Source organism: Proteus hauseri (assembly GCF_004116975.1).
Lineage (GTDB): Bacteria > Pseudomonadota > Gammaproteobacteria > Enterobacterales > Enterobacteriaceae > Proteus > Proteus hauseri.
On the sequence record NZ_CP026364.1, the window covers coordinates 2849306 to 2869023 of the forward strand.

Genomic DNA, 19718 nt, shown 5'->3' on the forward strand with positions numbered 1-19718 from the left:
AACTAATAGGTTGGTGCAAAATAGGAAAATTTTAGGTACACTCCTGTTTATGCATACAGTTTCAACGCTGGGATATCTCAGCGTTGTTCCGTTTTAACTTTTAACCCTAAGCTAAACCTGGAGAGCCCTCTTTGAGCCAGGAATATACAGAAGATAAAAATATTCGTTTGACCAAGATAAGCAACCGTCGTCGTGTTTGGGAAGCTATTCTCATATTGATTGGCCTCGGTGCTATCTTTTTAATGGTATCGCTATTTAGCTTTAATCCCTCTGATCCGAGTTGGTCACAAACTACTTGGAATGAGCCTATTCAAAATTTAGGCGGCAATATCGGGGCATGGTTAGCTGATATACTATTTTCTGCTTTCGGCTTACTTGCCTATGCTATCCCAGTTGTTGTGGTATTGGGTTGTTGGAACTCTTTACGTTATCAACAAAATCGCGAATATACTGATTTCTTCTCGCTTTCATTAAGAACAATTGGCGCTTTAGCGTTGATATTGACATCTTGTGCATTAGCAGATCTTAATTTTGATGATATCTATAATTTTAGCTCAGGCGGGGTTATTGGTAGCTTATTTAGCAAAGCTTTATTACCGTGGTTCAATCTATTAGGTGCAACGCTTGCATTGCTGTCTGTTTGGGCTATTGGTTTTACTTTATTCACCGGATGGTCATGGTTGACCATTACTGAAAAAATTGGTGCAGTTATTTTAGGTGGTCTTGGCTTTATTACTAACCGAGGTCAACATGAAGCAGAATATGATGAAGATGAAGCACAAGAGCAAACTGATGACTTTATCGAAGATACCGAAAAAAATAACGAACAACAAATAACTGCGGCTGAAGATAGCGACGATATTCTATTTTCTGCACCATCGGCACTTGAACTAGCTCGTCAAAAAGATCTTGATTCTTTACAACAAGAGACAGAAAAAAATCTCAATTTACCTTCTTTCTCAGCCACAAACGAACGTGCTGAATTGGCAGCAGAACCTGAAATTGAATCTAGTTTAAATGTTGCAACAGCCTCAAATACAGCTAAAGTTGAAACACCTGTTTATGCTCAACAAACTACAGAACAATTAAATGACGAGCCTGAGCATTATCGTTTTGATATTCCCGAAGCATTTTTGAAAACAGAAACACCGTTAGAAGCAGCGGATACAGTAACTTCAGTAGTACAAGAAGTTGTACCTTCATTTTCACCATTTACTGAAGATAGAACGACAATATCGACTCAACAACCAGCAGAAAACGCATTTAGTGTGGGTAGAGCAGAGCCGACTTTTACATTATCGTCTGAAAATGAGGGGGCTTCTTTTGCTCAAACGGCATCGGCGACAGCAGGTGTGGCAACGAGTGCAGTTGTTGCTCATGCAGCACAAGTAAAACAAGGCTTAGGGCCAGAACTCCCTAGACCCAATCCCGTCCGTTTACCTACCCGCCGTGAATTATATGGCATTCATATTCCTTCTCAGCGAGAAGCTGAACTACGTCGTCGAGAAGAGGCTATTCAGCCAGGATCTGAAAATGAGCTTGAAGATATTCAAGAACAAGCTAATTTTGAGCAAGAACTGCGTCAGCAATTTCTTGAACAACAACGTGAACGTTATGGTGAAGATGATTCACAACGACATAACGAATCAGATGCACTGAAGCCTGACTATCAGCAAAATAATCACAATGATTTTGAGCCAACCATTACAGAAAATACTTTTTCGTCAATCGATGATAACGAGGTTGATGAAGAAGAACAGCAACTTGCGGCGCAGTTTAAACAACAGTTGCAAGCGCGTTATGGTGATGATGCTCCATTTGAAGACGATGATGAAATCTTGCCCCAAATATCAACAATAGGGGCAGCAGTTGCATCAACCACACAACCCGTTGTAGCAGGCTATCAGCCACATATTCAACATTCTTTTGCATCACAATCGACGCCTAAAGCGCCAGAGACAAATGAGATAGCAAAAAAAATGAATTACCCAACCAGTAATGCATTTTTGCAAATATCACCCCGTGATGACGAAGAAGAAGAGTACAGCCCGACTATTGAGCTAAAAGAAAATCTTTCAGCATTAGAGGCGTTTTCACCTATTGATGATCTTTTAGATGAAGAACCCGCCGAGCCTGTATTTATTCCAATTATTACTGAGGCAGTTAAACAAAATATTGCACCGCAAGCAGATATTGAACCTCAATCTAATATGGTTCAACATTTTGCACAGCAACAGCAACAGCAACAGCAACAGCAACAGCAACAGCAACAGCAACAATCTCTTATTCATCCATTACTGATGCGTAATGATCAGCCATTGCCAAAATCAACAACACCAATGCCATCATTGGATTTGCTGACAACACCACCAATAGAAGAAGAGCCTGTTGATATGTTTGAATTAGAACGTATCGCAAGCCTTATTGAAGCACGACTTAACGATTATCGCGTTAAAGCCAAAGTTGTTGGTATTTCTCCAGGACCTGTTATTACTCGCTTTGAACTTGAATTAGCACCGGGTGTAAAAGCAGCTCGTATCTCGAATCTTTCTCGTGATTTAGCGCGTTCTCTGTCTGCTGTTGCAGTTCGTATTGTTGAAGTTATTCCCGGAAAACCTTATGTCGGGTTAGAATTACCTAACAAAAAACGCCAAACGGTTTATATGCGTGAGTTGTTAGATAGCGATAAATTCCGTGACACGGGATCGCCATTAACGGTTGTATTAGGTAAAGATATTGGTGGGCAGCCTGTTGTTGCTAATCTAGCTAAAATGCCTCATTTACTTGTAGCGGGTACAACAGGCTCAGGTAAATCAGTGGGTGTGAATGCAATGATTATCAGCATTCTTTATAAAGCGAAACCAGAAGATGTTCGTTTTATAATGATTGACCCGAAAATGCTTGAGCTTTCTGTGTATGAAGGTATTCCACACCTTTTAACGGAAGTTGTTACTGATATGAAAGATGCAGCGAGCGCGCTACGCTGGAGTGTGGCCGAAATGGAGCGTCGTTATAAAATGATGTCCGCGCTTGGTGTGCGTAACCTTGCGGGTTATAACGAGAAAATCAAAGAAGCTGAAGCAATGGGACGGCCAATTCCTGATCCGTTCTGGAAACCAACAGATAGTATGTCTCCGACTATGCCAATGCTTGAGAAAGAACCATACATTGTTGTTATCGTTGATGAGTTTGCCGACTTAATGATGACCGCAGGTAAAAAAGTAGAAGAACTTATTGCTCGCTTAGCACAAAAAGCGCGTGCAGCTGGTATTCACTTGGTATTGGCAACCCAACGTCCTTCAGTTGATATTATTACTGGACTTATTAAAGCCAATATTCCAAGCCGTATTGCGTTTACGGTATCAAGTAAAATAGATTCGCGGACTATCTTGGACCAAGCAGGTGCAGAATCATTATTAGGTATGGGGGATATGCTTTATGCCCCTAATGGTGCAGTTCCTGTTCGTGTACATGGTGCATTTGTTAGTGATGACGAAGTACATGCTGTAGCGACAGACTGGAAAGCACGAGGTCGTCCACAGTATATTGAAGCTATTACTAAATGTGGTGAAGAAGGCGAAAATAGTGGTGGATTTGATGATGGTGAAGAACTTGATCCATTGTTTGATCAAGCAGTTGCCTTTGTTGTCGACAAACAACGTGTATCTATTTCTGGGGTTCAGCGCCAATTTAGAATTGGTTATAACCGTGCGGCAAGAATTGTTGAGCAAATGGAAAACCAAAATATCGTTAGCTCACCAGGACACAATGGTAGCCGAGAAGTACTAGCGCCACCCTCTTCAGATATGTAATATCTTGAAAACACAGTTATCAGCGACTTAACTAGCATGGTAATCTGCATCATCATTAATAAATCATGCGCCGACATTATGTCGGCGTTGTCTCATGCCGAGGGCTTGTGGAATGAAAAAAATATTACTATCAGCGTGTGCAATAACATTATTTGCTAGCCAAGTTACTTGGGCTGATGCTCGCCAAGACTTACAGCAACGTTTAAATAAAGTGAATAGCTTTCAAGCTAATTTTAGCCAAACAGTAACAAGCAACGAAGGTGCATTAATCCAAAAAGGCGAAGGTCACTTAAAGGTACAACGCCCTGATTTATTTAATTGGCAAATGACTGCACCTGATGAAAGCACATTAATTTCTGATGGTAAAACACTTTGGTTTTATAATCCTTTTGTTGAACAAGTAACGGCAACTTGGCTTGAAAGCGCAACAACCAACACGCCATTTATGTTAATTGCACGTAATGACAGCAAAGAGTGGCAACATTATGAAGTAAAACAAAATGGTGATCGTTTTGAGTTAACGCCTAAAACAGAAAATAACTTAAAACACTTTACTATTACAGTATTACCTAATGGGCAAATTCAGCAATTTGCTGCCACAGAGCAAGATGGTCAAGTCAGTAATTATCAGTTAACAGCACAAACTGTTGCACCTATCGATGCATCAACCTTCCGCTTTACGCCACCTGCTGGTGTCACTGTGGATGACCAACGTCAGTGAGGATGTTTTGAGTAATTTATCGCTCGATTTTTCACACAATGAATTTCAGCCTTTAGCCGCAAGAATGCGACCTGAAACGCTGGAGCAATATATTGGCCAAACACATTTACTTGCTGAAGGAAAGCCTCTCCCTCGTGCAATTAAAGGGGGTCAATTGCATTCGATGATCTTATGGGGTCCGCCAGGGACAGGTAAAACAACACTGGCTGAAATTATAGGACGTTATGCACAAGCGGATATTGAGCGACTATCTGCGGTGACATCGGGTATTAAAGAGATCAGAGAATCTATTGAGATCGCACGACAAAATAGAAATGCAGGGCGTAGAACTATTTTATTTGTGGATGAAGTTCATCGTTTTAATAAAAGCCAACAAGATGCTTTTTTGCCGCACATTGAAGATGGCACGATCACATTCATTGGTGCGACAACAGAAAATCCCTCTTTTGAGCTTAATTCTGCATTACTTTCAAGAGCACGAGTTTACTTATTAAGATCACTTACTGAAGCAGATATTGAGCAAGTTTTACAGCAGGCATTAGATGATGCAGAACGTGGCTTAGGAGGTAGAAATATAATTCTACCTAATGATACTCGCAGAATGATTGCTGAGTTAGTGAATGGAGATGCGCGACGTTCTCTGAACTTGCTTGAAATGATGGCAGATATGGCTGAAATCGATAGCCAAGGAAAACGCACTTTAACGCCTGAGTTGCTAAAAGAAATTAGCGGTGAGCGAAGTGCCCGTTTCGATAACAAAGGCGACAGATTTTACGATCTTATATCTGCTTTACATAAATCGGTACGAGGCTCTGCGCCTGATGCTGCTCTTTATTGGTATGCAAGGATTATTACAGCTGGGGGAGATCCGCTTTATGTTGCTCGTCGATTACTGGCAATAGCTTCAGAAGATGTCGGTAATGCAGACCCGCGAGCAATGCAAGTGGCTATTGCTGCATGGGATTGTTTTACCCGAGTAGGGCCGGCTGAAGGTGAACGTGCAATTGCACAAGCTATCGTTTATTTAGCCTGTGCACCAAAAAGTAACGCAGTATACACTGCTTACAAAGCAGCATTAACTGATGCAAAAAATCGGCCTGATTACGATGTTCCTGCCCATTTACGCAATGCCCCAACTAAATTAATGAAAGAAATGGGGCTAGGTGCAGAATATCGTTATGCACACGATGAGCCTAATGCTTATGCCGCAGGAGAGGTCTATTTCCCTGAAGAAATGGCAAATACTCAGTATTATTATCCAGCTCAAAGAGGGCTAGAGATCAAGGTTGCTGAGAAATTAGACTGGCTTACTCAGCAAGATCAAAATAGTACGACAAAACGCTATCGTAAATTGTAAAGATGCGGTAAGGTTGTTTAAATATCATTAATTTCTTAACTATGCCTTTTCTCATATGTGTTTATCACATAACGAGTATTTTTATATAGTCGTAGAGAAGGTTTTTATTAATCTATCGATAAGCACAGGATAAGCATGCTCGATCCAAATCTACTGCGTAATGAGCTAGACGCGGTCGCCGAAAAACTGGCTCGCAGGGGGTTCACCCTCGATGTGGAAAAAATCCGTCAACAAGAAGAACGCCGTAAGGTGTTACAGGTTGAAACCGAATCCCTGCAAGCAGAACGTAATTCCCGATCGAAGTCCATTGGTGCTGCCAAAGCGCGTGGTGAAGACATTGAGCCACTTCGTCAGGAAGTTAATCTGCTAGGTGACAAACTTGAAGCTGCAAAAGCAGAGCTTGAAGTACTTCAAGCGGAAATTCGTGATTATGCATTAACTATCCCGAATATGCCTGACGACGCTGTACCAAACGGCAAAGACGATAGTGAAAATGTTGAAGTTTTTCGTTGGGGAACACCTAAAACTTACGATTTTGAATTAAAAGATCATGTAACTTTAGGTGAGTTAACTGATGGTTTAGATTTCGCTTCAGCAGTTAAAATTACCGGTTCGCGCTTTGTTATCATGAAAGGACAAATTGCACGTTTGCATCGTGCTATTACTCAATTCATGTTAAATCTTCATACTGAAGAACATGGTTATCAGGAAATGTATGTTCCTTATCTGGTAAACCACGCAACACTGTATGGTACTGGTCAATTACCTAAATTTAGTGGTGATCTTTTTCATACTAAACCACTAGAAGAAGAAGCTGAAAGTCAGTATGCACTGATCCCAACAGCGGAAGTGCCGGTTACAAATATGGTAAGAGACGTTATTCTTGATGAAGACGATTTACCACTGCGAATGACAGCACATACACCTTGCTTCCGTTCAGAAGCAGGCTCTTACGGACGCGACACTCGTGGTCTTATCCGTATGCACCAATTTGATAAAGTTGAATTGGTTCAAATCGTTCATCCTGAAAAATCAATGGATGCGTTAGAAGAGTTAACCGGCCATGCAGAAAAAGTCCTGCAATTGCTGGATCTACCATATCGCAAAGTTGTACTTTGTACGGGTGATATTGGCTTTGGTGCTCGTAAAACATACGATTTAGAAGTTTGGGTTCCTGCTCAAAATACTTATCGTGAAATCTCTTCATGCTCTAACTGCTGGGATTTCCAATCACGTCGTATGCAAGCGCGTTTCCGCTCTAAAGGTGATAAGAAAACTCAACTAGTTCATACCTTAAATGGTTCTGGATTAGCAGTAGGTCGTACATTGGTTGCTATTATGGAAAACTATCAAATGGCTGATGGCCGTATTGAAATTCCAGCAGCGCTACGCCCTTATATGAATGGTTTAGAATACATCGGTTGATTTTCAAATAATTAATATGATGTAAATATTTAACCCTCTGTTTTTACAGAGGGTTTTTTATTATCTGCAATAAAATTATAATCTTAAAGTATCCGTTATAACAATATAAAGTGTTAATTATATTGCAAATATTAGAGATAAAATTCAATATTAGGCTTAAAAGATAACGTTTAATCCTATGATATATTTTAAAAGTTTATTTATTCTTTATTACTTTCTTGACAATCTCACAGATTATCATTAGTTTGGATTTCTAGATGTTTAGACGTCTAGAAATCCAATTAAAAGTGAGTAGAAAATGATAACGCTAAAAAATGTCAGCAAAATTTATCGCCGAGGAAAAAAGCAAACTGTTGCTGTGAATAATATTAACCTCAACATTGCACAAGGAGATATCTTTGGCATCATTGGCTATAGTGGTGCAGGAAAGAGTAGTCTGATCCGTTTATTAAATCGCTTAGAGCCAGTAACAAACGGTGAGGTGATTGTAGGAAAACACAATATAACAACCAGCAGTGAACGAGAAATTCTAAAAATACGTCACTCAATAGGTATGATTTTTCAGCATTTTAATTTGCTATGGTCACGCACTGTTAGAGAAAATATTGAATTTCCATTAGAAGTATCGGGTGTTGATAGACAAAAACGTCATCAGCGTGCTGATGAATTAATGGCATTAGTTGGTTTAACTGATAAAGCAGATGAATATCCATCGACGCTAAGTGGTGGACAAAAACAACGTGTTGGTATTGCTCGTGCTCTTGCTAACAATCCTGATGTTTTGTTGTGTGATGAAGCTACATCGGCATTAGATCCAAAAACAACACAAACAATATTATCGTTGTTAGCAGAAATAAATAAAAAAATGAATATTACTATTGTTCTTATTACTCATGAAATGCAAGTGGTGAAAGCAATTTGTAACAAAGTTGCGGTAATAGAACAAGGGCGAATAATAGAACAAGGCGATGTAAAAAATGTATTTAATAAACCAAAACATAAAGTAACACAGCAATTTTTATCACAGACAGCGTATATTACAGATAATATAGATGATATTGAAAAGATAAAACAGCAAGGTACCGTGATCCGTTTATTATTACAAGAAAATAAAAAATTTGATTATCTTTTTTATGACTTAGTTTCTCAGTTTAATGAGCCTATTAAACTAGTAAGGGGTAATTTCTCACAAGAAAATGGTTTTATTTATTTGCAATTAACTAATAAATCAAATGAGATTATTCAGTATCTTAAAAATAATAAATTTAATATAGCAATACTTTAATATAGCGGTAACTTAATATGGATAGAATACAACAGTGGTCATTTATTTATTTTCCTAATTTAAAATTAAATGTATTAGGCGAAGAAACAATAAATACCTTATATATGACATTAGTTTCTGGTGCATTATCTTGCGTATTAGGAATATTAATTGGCGTAGCTCTATTTTTAACAGCCAAAGAAGGAAAGAGAGAGCAGCTTTTTATTTATCGAATACTCTCTTTTATTGTTAATATATTTAGAGCAGTACCTTTTATCATATTAATTATTCTTCTTTTCCCATTTACCAAATGGGTAGTTGGAACAATTTTAGGTGTTAACGCAGCATTACCTGCATTAGTTATTTCAGCGGCGGCTTTCTATGCGAGGTTAGTTGAGTTAGCACTACGTGAAGTTGATAAAGGTGTTATTGAAGCAAGTCAATCAATGGGTGCCAACTTATCTACATTAGTTTTTAAAGTATTATTGCCAGAGTCTTCACCGGCTTTAATTTCGGGTTTAACAGTAACACTGATTTCATTAGTAGGTGGAACAGCTGTTGCTGGTGCTATTGGAGCCGGTGGATTAGGAAATCTTGCTTATTTAGAAGGGTTTCAACGTAGCCATAGTGATGTTGTTTGGGTTGCTACATTAGTTATTTTACTGATTGTTTTATGTATTCAGTTAATAGGAGACAGCTTAGTACGCAGCATAGATAAACGTTAATAAAAAATAAATCACAGGGTGTATTAAAAATAAATTTAAAATAAAGGTCATAAAAATGAGATTAACAGTATTTAAAAAACTGGGTTCGCTGCTGCTTGTTAGTTTGGCTCTATCTGCTTGTAAACCAACAGATGAAAAGCTGGAAAATAAACTTATTATTGGTGCCTCCAGTACACCTCATGCGGAAATATTAGAATTTATTAAACCGCAATTGAAAAAGGATGGGCTGGAATTAGATATTAGAGTTTTCAATGATTATATTATTCCTAATCAAGCCTTAGCCGAAAAAGAATTAGATGCTAACTTTTTTCAGCATGTCCCTTATTTAAATAAAACATTAGCAGATCATCCAGATTGGAATTTAGTCTCTGTTGGTGCTGTACATATGCATCCTTATCGTTTTTTCTCACAAAAATATAAAAGCTTACAAGATTTACCCGATGGTGCAAAAATGATTAGTAGCAATAATCTGGCACAGCATGGACATATTTTAAAATTATTTCAAGATGAGGGGTTAATTAAATTGCGTTCAGGTATTGATCCTGACGATTCAACTATTGATGATATTGTAGAAAACCCACGTAATATTAAATTTTTATTTACTTACGATGGACCACTACTACCACAAATTTATAAAAATGGTGAAGCGGATATCGCTTCTATTGATGGACACTTTGCTATTAATGCCGGTTTAGATTTAACTAAAGAGGTGATTTATACCGAACCTGCCGCAAATAGTAAATTTGCTAATGTAGTAGTAGTAAGAGAAGAAAGTAAAGATGATCCACGTATTTCAAAATTAATGGAAGAACTACGGGCTCCTGCAACTAAACAGTTTATTCTTGAAAAATTTAAAGGAGAGGCAGTTCCCGTTCCGTAATTTTTTAATCGTAAATAAAAAATTACTTATTGAGATGATGTTAACCAGAGTGGAATAAGCAATTATTCCACTTTTTCATTTATTAATACGGTTATTATTAAAAGCTTTTTAATAAAAAAATGGTTATTTAACAAAAATATAACGCAATACTTTATCAGCTAAGCTGATCACAGCAGTTTCTTTTTATGCTGCTACATTGAGGATATCGCTCGGATTTATCAGCAATATTTTATTGTTTTTGATAATTCTATTTATTTAGAACCCTACAAAAAAGAGCATATCTTATGATAATTTTCAAACAACAGTTACATCAACTGATAAAAAATAAATTACATCTTGCAGGACTTAATCAAATTCATGCTGATACGGTTGCTGATGTATTAGTACATGCGGATGCTAAAGGAATTCATTCTCATGGTGCTGTACGTGTTGAATATTATGCAGAGCGTATTAGTAAAGGTGGCACAAATACCACACCTAACTTTGTTTATACAGAAACAGGACCTTGCAGTGCGGTGTTTGATGGTGATAATGGCGCAGGTCATGTTGCGGCAAAAGAGGCAATGGAACGCGCTATTGAAATGGCAACACAAAAGGGCGTCGCTGTTGTAGGAGTAAGACGCATTGGGCATAGTGGTGCGCTGTCTTATTTTGTTGAGCAAGCATCACAAGCTGGAATGATAGGCATATCTCTTTGTCAGTCAGATCCAATGGTCGTGCCATTTGGCGGCAGTGAAGTTTATTATGGCACTAATCCTATCGCCTTTTCTGCACCAGGAGTAGGCGACAAACATATTACTTTTGATATGGCAACCACAGTACAAGCATGGGGAAAAGTACTTGATGCTCGTTCACGTCACGCTGAAATTCCTGATACTTGGGCTGTTGATAAAACGGGAAAACCGACAACAGATCCCTTTGCTGTAAAAGGTTTATTACCTATTGCTGGACCTAAAGGTTATGGCCTAATGATGATGGTTGATGTGTTATCGGGGATCCTTCTTGGCTTACCTTTTGGTAAACAGGTTAGTTCTATGTATCACGATTTAACGCAAGGGCGTGAATTAGGGCAATTACATATAGTTATTAATCCTGCCTATTTTACTGATGCCACCTTATTTAGAGAGCATATTTCTCAAGTAATGGGTGAACTTAATGACATTAAGCCAGCAGAAGGAATTGAAAAAGTATTATATCCTGGAGAGAACAGTCAAATAGAAGAGAGAAGAACAGAACAAGAAGGTATTGAGATTGTTGATGAAATTTATGATTATTTAATCTCTGATTCGTTATTTAACCATTCATATGATAATAAAAACCCGTTTGCGAGTTAATTTAAGTAATAAAAAAACAGTAGGGTATATTCACTACTGTTTTTTATTTAATTTATAATATTGTATTAACTCACTAATTTTCCGATATTGGATTCAGCTGTTTTATTTAATGAAACAGGGGAACCACCGCTGCCACTATTGGTATTATTACCTGCATTATGATGATAGAAAATATCACGATATGAAGCATACATTGCGGTATAAGAAAGAGGGATAGTAATCAGTAATCCTAAACCAAATGGGATCACACTAATAACGATAATAATGAGTAATAATACAAAAAATAGGAAACCACCAAATAGGTTAGCTTTAACTGCCGCTAAACTTGCTTTAACTGCTGGAATTGCTCGGTAGCCATTAACTAAAATTAAAGCAGGAGCGAACCAGTAAGCCGCCGTGCTAATAACACCAAAAACAGCAATGATAATAAAAAATAAGCTAAATGATGAGGAGTTATAGACTAACCACTCTTCAATATACTGGTCTGAGAAATAGCCACCATCCATAGCATAGTAGATATCCATTATTGCAGAGCCACTGACGAGTATTGCAACAATAAAGCCAGCGATAAGAATAAGTGCACTAATACAATAAGCACCCATTAAACTGATATAGCGTTTGTTATGAAATCCTGAAAATAAATTATCAAGATCAAGGCGCTTAGTTTCGTATTGTTGATGGGCGATGCTGATAATACCAGCAGCTAATACAGCTGAAATAAGAGGAGAAAGCAGTGGGCCAATAAGTGGAATTAAACCGAGAATACCCGAAATAATTAAACTAACCACAAAGTAGATGATAATAACGGCGATCCACATCCAAAAACGTTCTTTTACTAAATCCCATCCTAGGCCTAACCAACGAGTACCACCAGAAGAGCCTCTAGCTTGAGGAATAGGTGTAAATACCTCTTGTGGTTCTGTTAGCGATGAATTCTTGTCTTGTTCCATTTCCTTTACCTTAATCACAACGTCTTTTGTTTATAAATATAAGAGCACTATAGTATCTTTTTGTTTTGTTATTAATCAACAGTATTCAACTGAATATAGATTCAGGATAATCTTAATATATTTTACTTATCTGATAAGTACTTTTTTATGTTATTAGTAAATTTAAAATAGAAATAGCAGTCACTATTTTTTAACGAGCACATTTATTTATAGCTGTAAGATATATTTGAGTTATTAAAGTTGATAATAAAAGAAAATATTTCATCTATTGGTTTTTTGTGGATAATTAAATTCTTATTGTTAAATTTTGCTACTGCGATTGCTTAATGTAGTGGTGATATTTATTATCGTAAAACTACGTCATGTAGTTAAAAAAGAAATTATCATGGGAATTGAAGTAGGGCGAAAATCCATTGCAGAAACAATAGGTAAAGAAGATAAAAGATAAAGAGTTACACTTGAAAATAAGAAAAAATTCAGATTTGAAAGAGCATGATCACAAGAAGGGTGATTAATAAATATTAATTTAACTAATTGATGTGCTAATAAAAAAGCAGCGCTATTAAAACGCTGCTTCTTGATTAATTATTAGTAGAAAGCTTAGTAAATGACCTTATGCCCATAAGATTCAAGAATGGATTTTACGTTTTCCATCGTCTCTTTTGACGGTGGATGAATGCCATCTAGCTTATATTCTTCACCTAAAGCAACCCATTTATGTTTACCTAATTCGTGGTAAGGGAGAAGCTCTACTTTCTCGATATTTTTCATATCTTTAATAAATTCACCTAGGCGATGGGCTGAATCATCATCATCAGACCAACCTGGGACAACAACATAGCGGATCCATGTTTTTTGTCCTCGTTTCGCTAAGTAACGAGCAAATTCTAGAGTGCGTTGGTTGGAAACACCTACTAATTTTTGGTGGATTTCATCATTGATCTGTTTTAGATCCAACATGACTAGATCAGTGGCATCCATTAATTCGTCAATAACTGGATCATAACGGCGAACAAAACCGTTGGTATCTAAGCAGGTATGGATATTTTCTTTTTGACAAGCTTGGAACCAATCACGCACAAATTCAGCTTGTAAAATAGCTTCACCACCAGAAGCAGTAACACCGCCACCAGAAGCATTCATAAAATGGCGATAAGTGACCGCCTCTTTCATCAGTTCATCCACAGTGACGATTTGCCCACCATGAGTATCCCATGTGTCACGGTTGTGACAATAGAGGCATCTCATTAGGCATCCTTGAAAGAAAACAATGAAACGTATTCCCGGACCATCAACAGTACCGCAGGATTCAAATGAGTGGATACGACCAAGTACGGACATAACAGGGTTACTCCAAAACTGTCTAGATAAAAAGGCCCCAATATAGGGGCCTTTATTCTAAGCGATTTTATTTACTTTCTCAGTAAATAAATGCATATAGTTATCTTTATTACATTGTTTTTGTAAATGTACGGGTGATAACGTCTTGCTGTTGTTCTTTAGTTAGTGAGTTAAAGCGAACTGCATAACCAGAAACACGGATAGTTAACTGAGGATATTTCTCAGGATCTTCCATTGCTTCTAACAGCATTTCACGGTTCATCACGTTTACGTTTAAGTGTTGACCACCTTCGATACCTGCTTCGTGGTGGAAATAACCATCCATCAGACCTGCAAGGTTTGCTTTACGAACATCATCATCTTTACCTAATGCATTAGGTACGATAGAGAAGGTGTAAGAAATACCATCTTTTGCATAAGCAAATGGCAGTTTCGCAACAGAGGTCAGTGAAGCAACCGCACCTTTTTGGTCACGACCGTGCATTGGGTTTGCACCTGGTCCGAATGGCGCACCAGCGCGACGACCATCTGGCGTATTACCTGTTTTCTTACCGTAAACAACGTTTGAAGTGATAGTCAGGATTGACTGTGTAGGTACCGCATTACGGTAAGTACGCAGTTTCTGAATTTTCTTCATGAAACGTTCAACTAAGTCACAAGCGATATCATCTACGCGAGAATCGTTGTTACCGAATTGTGGGTATTCGCCATCAATTTTAAAGTCTACTGCTAAACCGTTTTCATCACGGATAGGAGAAACTTTTGCATATTTGATTGCAGCCAGTGAGTCAGCAGCAACAGACAGACCTGCGATACCACATGCCATTGTACGATAAACATCACGGTCATGAAGTGCCATTAACGCTGCTTCATAGCTGTATTTATCGTGCATGTAATGGATAACGTTCAGTGCTGTTACATACTGAGTTGCTAACCAATCCATAAAGTGATCCATTTGGTTCATCACAGTATCGAAGTCTAAGACGTCATCCATGATTGGCGCATGTTTAGGACCCACTTGGATTTTCAGTTTTTCGTCAACACCACCATTGATGGTATACAGTAAGGTTTTCGCTAAGTTTGCACGAGCACCGAAGAACTGCATTTGTTTACCAACAACCATTGGGCTAACACAACATGCGATAGCATAGTCATCGCTGTCGAAGTCAGGACGCATTAAGTCATCATTTTCGTACTGAATTGAAGAAGTATCGATAGAGACTTTAGCTGCGTATTTTTTGAAGTTGATAGGCAGTTGTTCTGACCACAGAATAGTCATGTTTGGTTCTGGTGATGGACCCATTGTGTACAAGGTATTTAAGAAACGGAAAGTATTCTTAGTTACCAGAGTACGGCCATCTAAACCCATACCTGCTAATGATTCTGTTGCCCAAATTGGGTCACCAGAGAACAGCTCATCATATTCAGGAGTACGTAAGAAACGAACCATACGTAATTTCATTACTAAATGGTCGATTAATTCTTGAGCTTGTTCTTCAGTCAGTAAACCTGCATCCATATCACGTTGGATGTAGATATCTAAGAAGGTAGAAACACGACCGAAAGACATCGCAGCACCGTTTTGAGATTTAACAGCGGCTAAATAACCGAAGTAAGTCCATTGTACTGCTTCTTTTGCGTTTTGTGCTGGGCGAGAAATATCACAACCATAAGTTGCAGCCATTTCTTGAATTTGACCTAAGGCAGCATGTTGCTCTGCGATTTCTTCACGCAGCTGGATAGTCATTTCCAGATCTTCACCTTTTTCCAATTTTTCTTGTAAAGAGGTGAATTGAGCAAATTTGTCTTTGCGCAGGTATTCGATACCATACAATGCAACACGACGATAGTCACCGATGATACGGCCACGGCCATACGCATCTGGTAAACCAGTTAAAATACCTGATTTACGACATTTGATGATGTCTGGAGTGTACACATCGAAAACACCTTGGTTATGGGTTTTACGATATGTAGTAAAGATTTTTTTCAGTTCTGGATCAAGCTCACGATTATAAGCATGACAAGAACTTTCTACCATACGGATACCACCGAATGGGATGATTGCACGTTTTAAAGGTGCATCAGTCTGTAAACCTACGACTTGTTCTAAATCTTTCTCAATGTAACCTGCATCGTGAGAAGTGATTGTTGCAGCAACAGAAGTATCAAAATCAACCGGCGCATGAGTGCGGTTCTCGATTTTGATGCCTTCCATAACTTGTTCCCAAAGTGTATCAGTTGCTTTAGTGGAACCAGCCAGGAAAGATTCGTCGCCTTCATATGGAGTGTAGTTCTTTTGGATGAAATCGCGAACGTTTACTGCGTTCTGCCATTCACCTTCAGAAAAACCTTTCCATGCTTGAGCAAATTTTTCATTTAAATCAGACATGATACTTCTACCTTTTTACAATGGAACTTAAGAAATCAGTCATACCTGCACGGAATTAATGTTTCTCACCGCGCAGATGCATTAACCAGTATACCAGACCGACTAGGACTGCACCGCCAATAATGTTACCGATAGTGACTGGTAATAAATTATCAGAGAGGAAATTCGATACTGTTAAGTGTGAAAATTGTTCGGGTGATGCACCTACTTTAGACCAGAATTCTGCTGGTGCAAAATTCTTAATAACAATACCTAAAGGAATAAGAAACATGTTAGCGATACTATGTTCAAAGCCACTCGCAACAAACATGCCAATAGGTAAAATCAGTGCAAAAAGTTTATCAATTAAAGTACGGCCAGCATAACTCATCCATACAGCAAGACAAACCATCAAGTTAGCTAAAATACCTAAACAAACGGCTTCAACAAAGGTGTGCTCGAGTTTATGTTGTGCTGTTTGCAACACATTCAGCCCCCATAAACCGTTAGCGGCCATATGCTGACCTGCAAACCACATCAAGGCAACAAAAAAGAGCGCGCCAACAAAGTTACCAAGATAGACGTTTATCCAGTTGGCAAACATGGTGCTCCAGGATATACGTCCTGTTGCTTTAGGAATAATAGTGAGAACAGTTGAGGTGAATAAGTCCGCGCCACAAACGACAACGAGCATTAACCCCAAAGAGAAGCAGATCCCACCGACTAGTTTAGCTAGCCCGAAAGGAACAGACGCTGTGCCTGTAGTCGCAGTAATATAAAAAACAAAAGCAATTGAAATAAACATTCCCGCAGTAAATGCAGACAAGTAAGTCGTTGGAATATGTTTAGTTGCTTTATAACAACAAGCATCATCGGCAAATTTTGCCATTTCAGCAGGTGATAATAAATTAAAAGGGCTGTCAGCTTTCATACTAACACTCTCTTATATGTTGGAATAATTATAGTACGCAATAATAGTAGCAAAGGGGCTTACTTCTAAAATTGATATGGATCATGGTCGCTGATTAGAAACCCAATCCCAGTGCGTAAAAACCCGCTATTTTCACTATAATTATTTGATTAATAAGGTAAAAAAATTTTTTAAAAATTATCAAAAAATTTTAGACTAGCTGGATAAATAAAGCGAAAAGTAAATATAACGTATTATTTCCTCTCCTTAATGTTAATAATTAAAAACTAAAATTAACGGCCTATTTACTTTTGATTTAAATATAAACACTACTTTATTTGTGGATAATCTAATTGATTACTCCAGACATATACCCATTATAAAAATAAGGTTTTTTATTTTTTGAGATCTATGTACATAAATAGAAATTTAAACCACGTTTAAGCTAAATTATTGGTTTATAAATTCAATGTTATATTTTAATGTCACATTTAAAACTACAAATCGTCACTTTTGCCATATTTTGACATTTTTGTCAGCTGGCATATTTGCCATTCTGACAAAATTGCCATTATTTATTTTGAGCAAAAGAAAACACTCTATTTTAAAGTAGAGTGTTTTAATTAAACTCAGATAATCATTATTCAATTAAAGGTTATTTATCATTAGTCAATAACCTTTAATGCTGCATCGTTATTTAATGGATTGGCGCTTTGCTTTTTGCAGTTTTTCATAAGCGGCTAATAATGACTGATGAACGGGTAAATTCGCTAATGCTGGCTCGATAGTTTGTAAGCCATAAAAAGCATTTTTACCCTGCATTGCATTTTGTGCAGCAAGTAAAGTTTCTGCGCCATACATACGAGAAAAGGCATGCATATATTGTTCTGGTTGGCGCTCTGTTTCTTCTCTTAATAACAAGAGATTATGTAAACAGCGATAATAGTTTTGGCGTTCAGGTGTAAATAAGGATGCATTGAAATCTTGTGTCCATTCAACCCACACTAATGCTTGTTCATGGTCGCCGCCAGCTAACGCTAGCATAGATTTTAATTCACCAACACGTAAGTGGCTCCAGCCATTATCTTTACCTGGTGCGATACCAATCATTTCTCTTACACGAGTAAAATCGTCTAATCCATCTTCATCAAATTGACCGATTAGTGATAAGTATTCGTTTTTAGTTCCTTGGCTACTTGGTAATGCAAGTAGCGTATCACGCCAATGAACACCCATTATGTTGTTTGCTAGTTGTAAATCTTCAGCTGGGTAAATATCGGATAAACCGGGTACTAAAATACGGCAAGCATAAACACCTAAATGCGAATAATCCATGATATAAACTTCAGCATCACATTGTTTACACAGTGACATTAAAGTATGGAATTCTTCTTCTGTGGTACCACTGAAATTCCAGTCAACAAACTGATAATCCGCATCTTTTTTGAATAAATCCCAGCTAATTAAACCACTAGAATCAATAAAATGGGTTTCAAGATTAGTATGATCGCCAACCTCTTCATCATCAAAACTTGGCGGATTAAATACATCCAAATCTTTGAGGCTTCGGCCTTGTAATAATTCAGTAACAGTACGTTCTAATGCCACGCCAAAGTCTGGGTGTGCGCCAAAAGAGGCAAAACAAGTCCCATTTTGTGGATTAAATAGCACTACACAAATAACAGGGAATTGACCACCTAAAGAGGCATCAAAACTGAAAATTGGAAAGCCTTCTTTCTCTAATGTTGCAATAGCTTCAACAACAGAGGGATAACGAGCTAACACTTCTTGAGGAATTTCAGGCAAGCTGATTTGTTCAACGATAATGCGATTTTTCACATAGCGTTCAAATACTTCTGAAAGACCTTGCACACGAGCTTCATTTTGCGTATTGCCCGCAGACATACCATTAGAAGCATAAAGATTAGCAATAATATTTACAGGAATATAAACAGGCTTTTCATCTGATTGACGAATAAATGGTAAAGCGCAAATACCCCGATCAGGGTTACTTGATTGCAAATCGACTAATTCACTACCGCATAATTCGCCTTCAGGATCATAAAATTTACGCAGGCGTGCATCTAATAAACCGTCTGGTACAGAATCATCTTCTGTTAAAGGGAACCATTTTTCACTTGGGTAGTGAACAAATTCGCCTTGTGCAATTTCATTACCTAACCAGAAATCGGAAAAAAAGTAGTTAGTTGAAAGACGTTCAAAATACTCACCAAGAGCAGATGCTAATGCTGCTTTTTTAGTCGCCCCTTTGCCATTAGTAAAACATAAAGGGCATTCTTTATCACGAATATGTACAGACCAGACGTTAGGAACAGGGTTTAACCATGAAGCTTCTTCAATATTAAAGCCTAAATCGGTTAGTTTTTTCTGAAAGCTAGCGATGGAGTCTTCCAGTGCGGCATCTTTACCGGGAATAAATGTTTGTGACATGGCAGGTTTCATCAATATTTTGCTGGTGATAGTTAGGGGCACATGATACTGAAATCTCCAGTAATGCACTAACGATTTATCATTCCTTTTATTGCTACTAATATTTAATCTAACGATTTTCTTGATATATGAGTTTTTTTAATAAATACGTTCCATTTATCACGGAATTAGTAATTA

13 protein-coding genes are annotated in these 19718 nt (G+C 37.8%); 8 read left to right on the forward strand and 5 right to left on the reverse strand.

Going from position 1 to position 19718, the window contains the following annotated elements; genetic code table 11:
• Positions 1-131: 131 nt before the first annotated feature.
• The 8 genes from PH4a_RS12975 to allD all read left to right on the forward strand — a co-directional run bounded on the left by PH4a_RS12975 (position 132) and on the right by allD (position 11518).
• Positions 132-3812 carry a DNA translocase FtsK 4TM domain-containing protein gene (locus PH4a_RS12975; RefSeq protein ID WP_129040280.1) on the forward strand — a complete coding sequence of 1227 codons (3681 nt, stop codon included), beginning with the start codon at positions 132-134 and terminating at the stop codon, positions 3810-3812.
• Positions 3813-3924: 112 nt separating this feature from the next.
• A complete protein-coding gene (gene lolA, locus PH4a_RS12980; protein ID WP_129040282.1) occupies positions 3925-4533 on the forward strand; it encodes an outer membrane lipoprotein periplasmic chaperone LolA in 609 nt (202 codons plus the stop codon).
• Between the two features lie 7 nt (positions 4534-4540).
• Positions 4541-5890 carry a replication-associated recombination protein A gene (locus PH4a_RS12985; RefSeq protein WP_129041905.1) on the forward strand — a complete coding sequence of 450 codons (1350 nt, stop codon included), beginning with the start codon at positions 4541-4543 and terminating at the stop codon, positions 5888-5890.
• Between the two features lie 135 nt (positions 5891-6025).
• Positions 6026-7315, forward strand: a complete 1290-nt coding sequence (gene serS / locus PH4a_RS12990) for a serine--tRNA ligase (RefSeq protein WP_129040284.1) — start codon at positions 6026-6028, stop codon at positions 7313-7315.
• A 298-nt stretch (positions 7316-7613) separates the two neighbouring features.
• A complete protein-coding gene (locus PH4a_RS12995; protein ID WP_129040286.1) occupies positions 7614-8600 on the forward strand; it encodes a methionine ABC transporter ATP-binding protein in 987 nt (328 codons plus the stop codon).
• A 17-nt stretch (positions 8601-8617) separates the two neighbouring features.
• Positions 8618-9304: a methionine ABC transporter permease gene (locus tag PH4a_RS13000; protein ID WP_129040289.1), complete on the forward strand. Its 687-nt coding sequence runs from the start codon at positions 8618-8620 to the stop codon at positions 9302-9304.
• A gap of 55 nt (positions 9305-9359) precedes the next feature.
• Entirely contained in the window at positions 9360-10184 is an 825-nt protein-coding gene (locus PH4a_RS13005) for a MetQ/NlpA family ABC transporter substrate-binding protein (RefSeq protein WP_129040291.1), read from the forward strand.
• A 284-nt stretch (positions 10185-10468) separates the two neighbouring features.
• The gene (gene allD, locus PH4a_RS13010) at positions 10469-11518 is read left to right on the forward strand and encodes an ureidoglycolate dehydrogenase (protein WP_129040293.1); all 1050 of its coding nucleotides are present in this window, start codon (positions 10469-10471) and stop codon (positions 11516-11518) included.
• Positions 11519-11583: 65 nt separating this feature from the next.
• On the opposite strand, the gene PH4a_RS13015 is transcribed toward allD, so the two are convergent.
• The 5 genes from PH4a_RS13015 to ycaO all read right to left on the reverse strand — a co-directional run bounded on the left by PH4a_RS13015 (position 11584) and on the right by ycaO (position 19541).
• Positions 11584-12468, reverse strand: coding sequence for a BPSS1780 family membrane protein (locus PH4a_RS13015; protein ID WP_129040295.1), 885 nt, complete (start codon positions 12466-12468; stop codon positions 11584-11586).
• Positions 12469-13068: 600 nt separating this feature from the next.
• Entirely contained in the window at positions 13069-13809 is a 741-nt protein-coding gene (gene pflA, locus PH4a_RS13020; protein ID WP_064719495.1) for a pyruvate formate lyase 1-activating protein, read from the reverse strand.
• A 109-nt stretch (positions 13810-13918) separates the two neighbouring features.
• The gene (gene pflB / locus PH4a_RS13025) at positions 13919-16201 is read right to left on the reverse strand and encodes a formate C-acetyltransferase (protein WP_129040297.1); all 2283 of its coding nucleotides are present in this window, start codon (positions 16199-16201) and stop codon (positions 13919-13921) included.
• Between the two features lie 55 nt (positions 16202-16256).
• Positions 16257-17111, reverse strand: a complete 855-nt coding sequence (gene focA, locus PH4a_RS13030; RefSeq protein WP_064719497.1) for a formate transporter FocA — start codon at positions 17109-17111, stop codon at positions 16257-16259.
• Between the two features lie 672 nt (positions 17112-17783).
• Positions 17784-19541 carry a 30S ribosomal protein S12 methylthiotransferase accessory factor YcaO gene (ycaO, locus tag PH4a_RS13035; protein WP_129040299.1) on the reverse strand — a complete coding sequence of 586 codons (1758 nt, stop codon included), beginning with the start codon at positions 19539-19541 and terminating at the stop codon, positions 17784-17786.
• Positions 19542-19718: the final 177 nt, after the last annotated feature.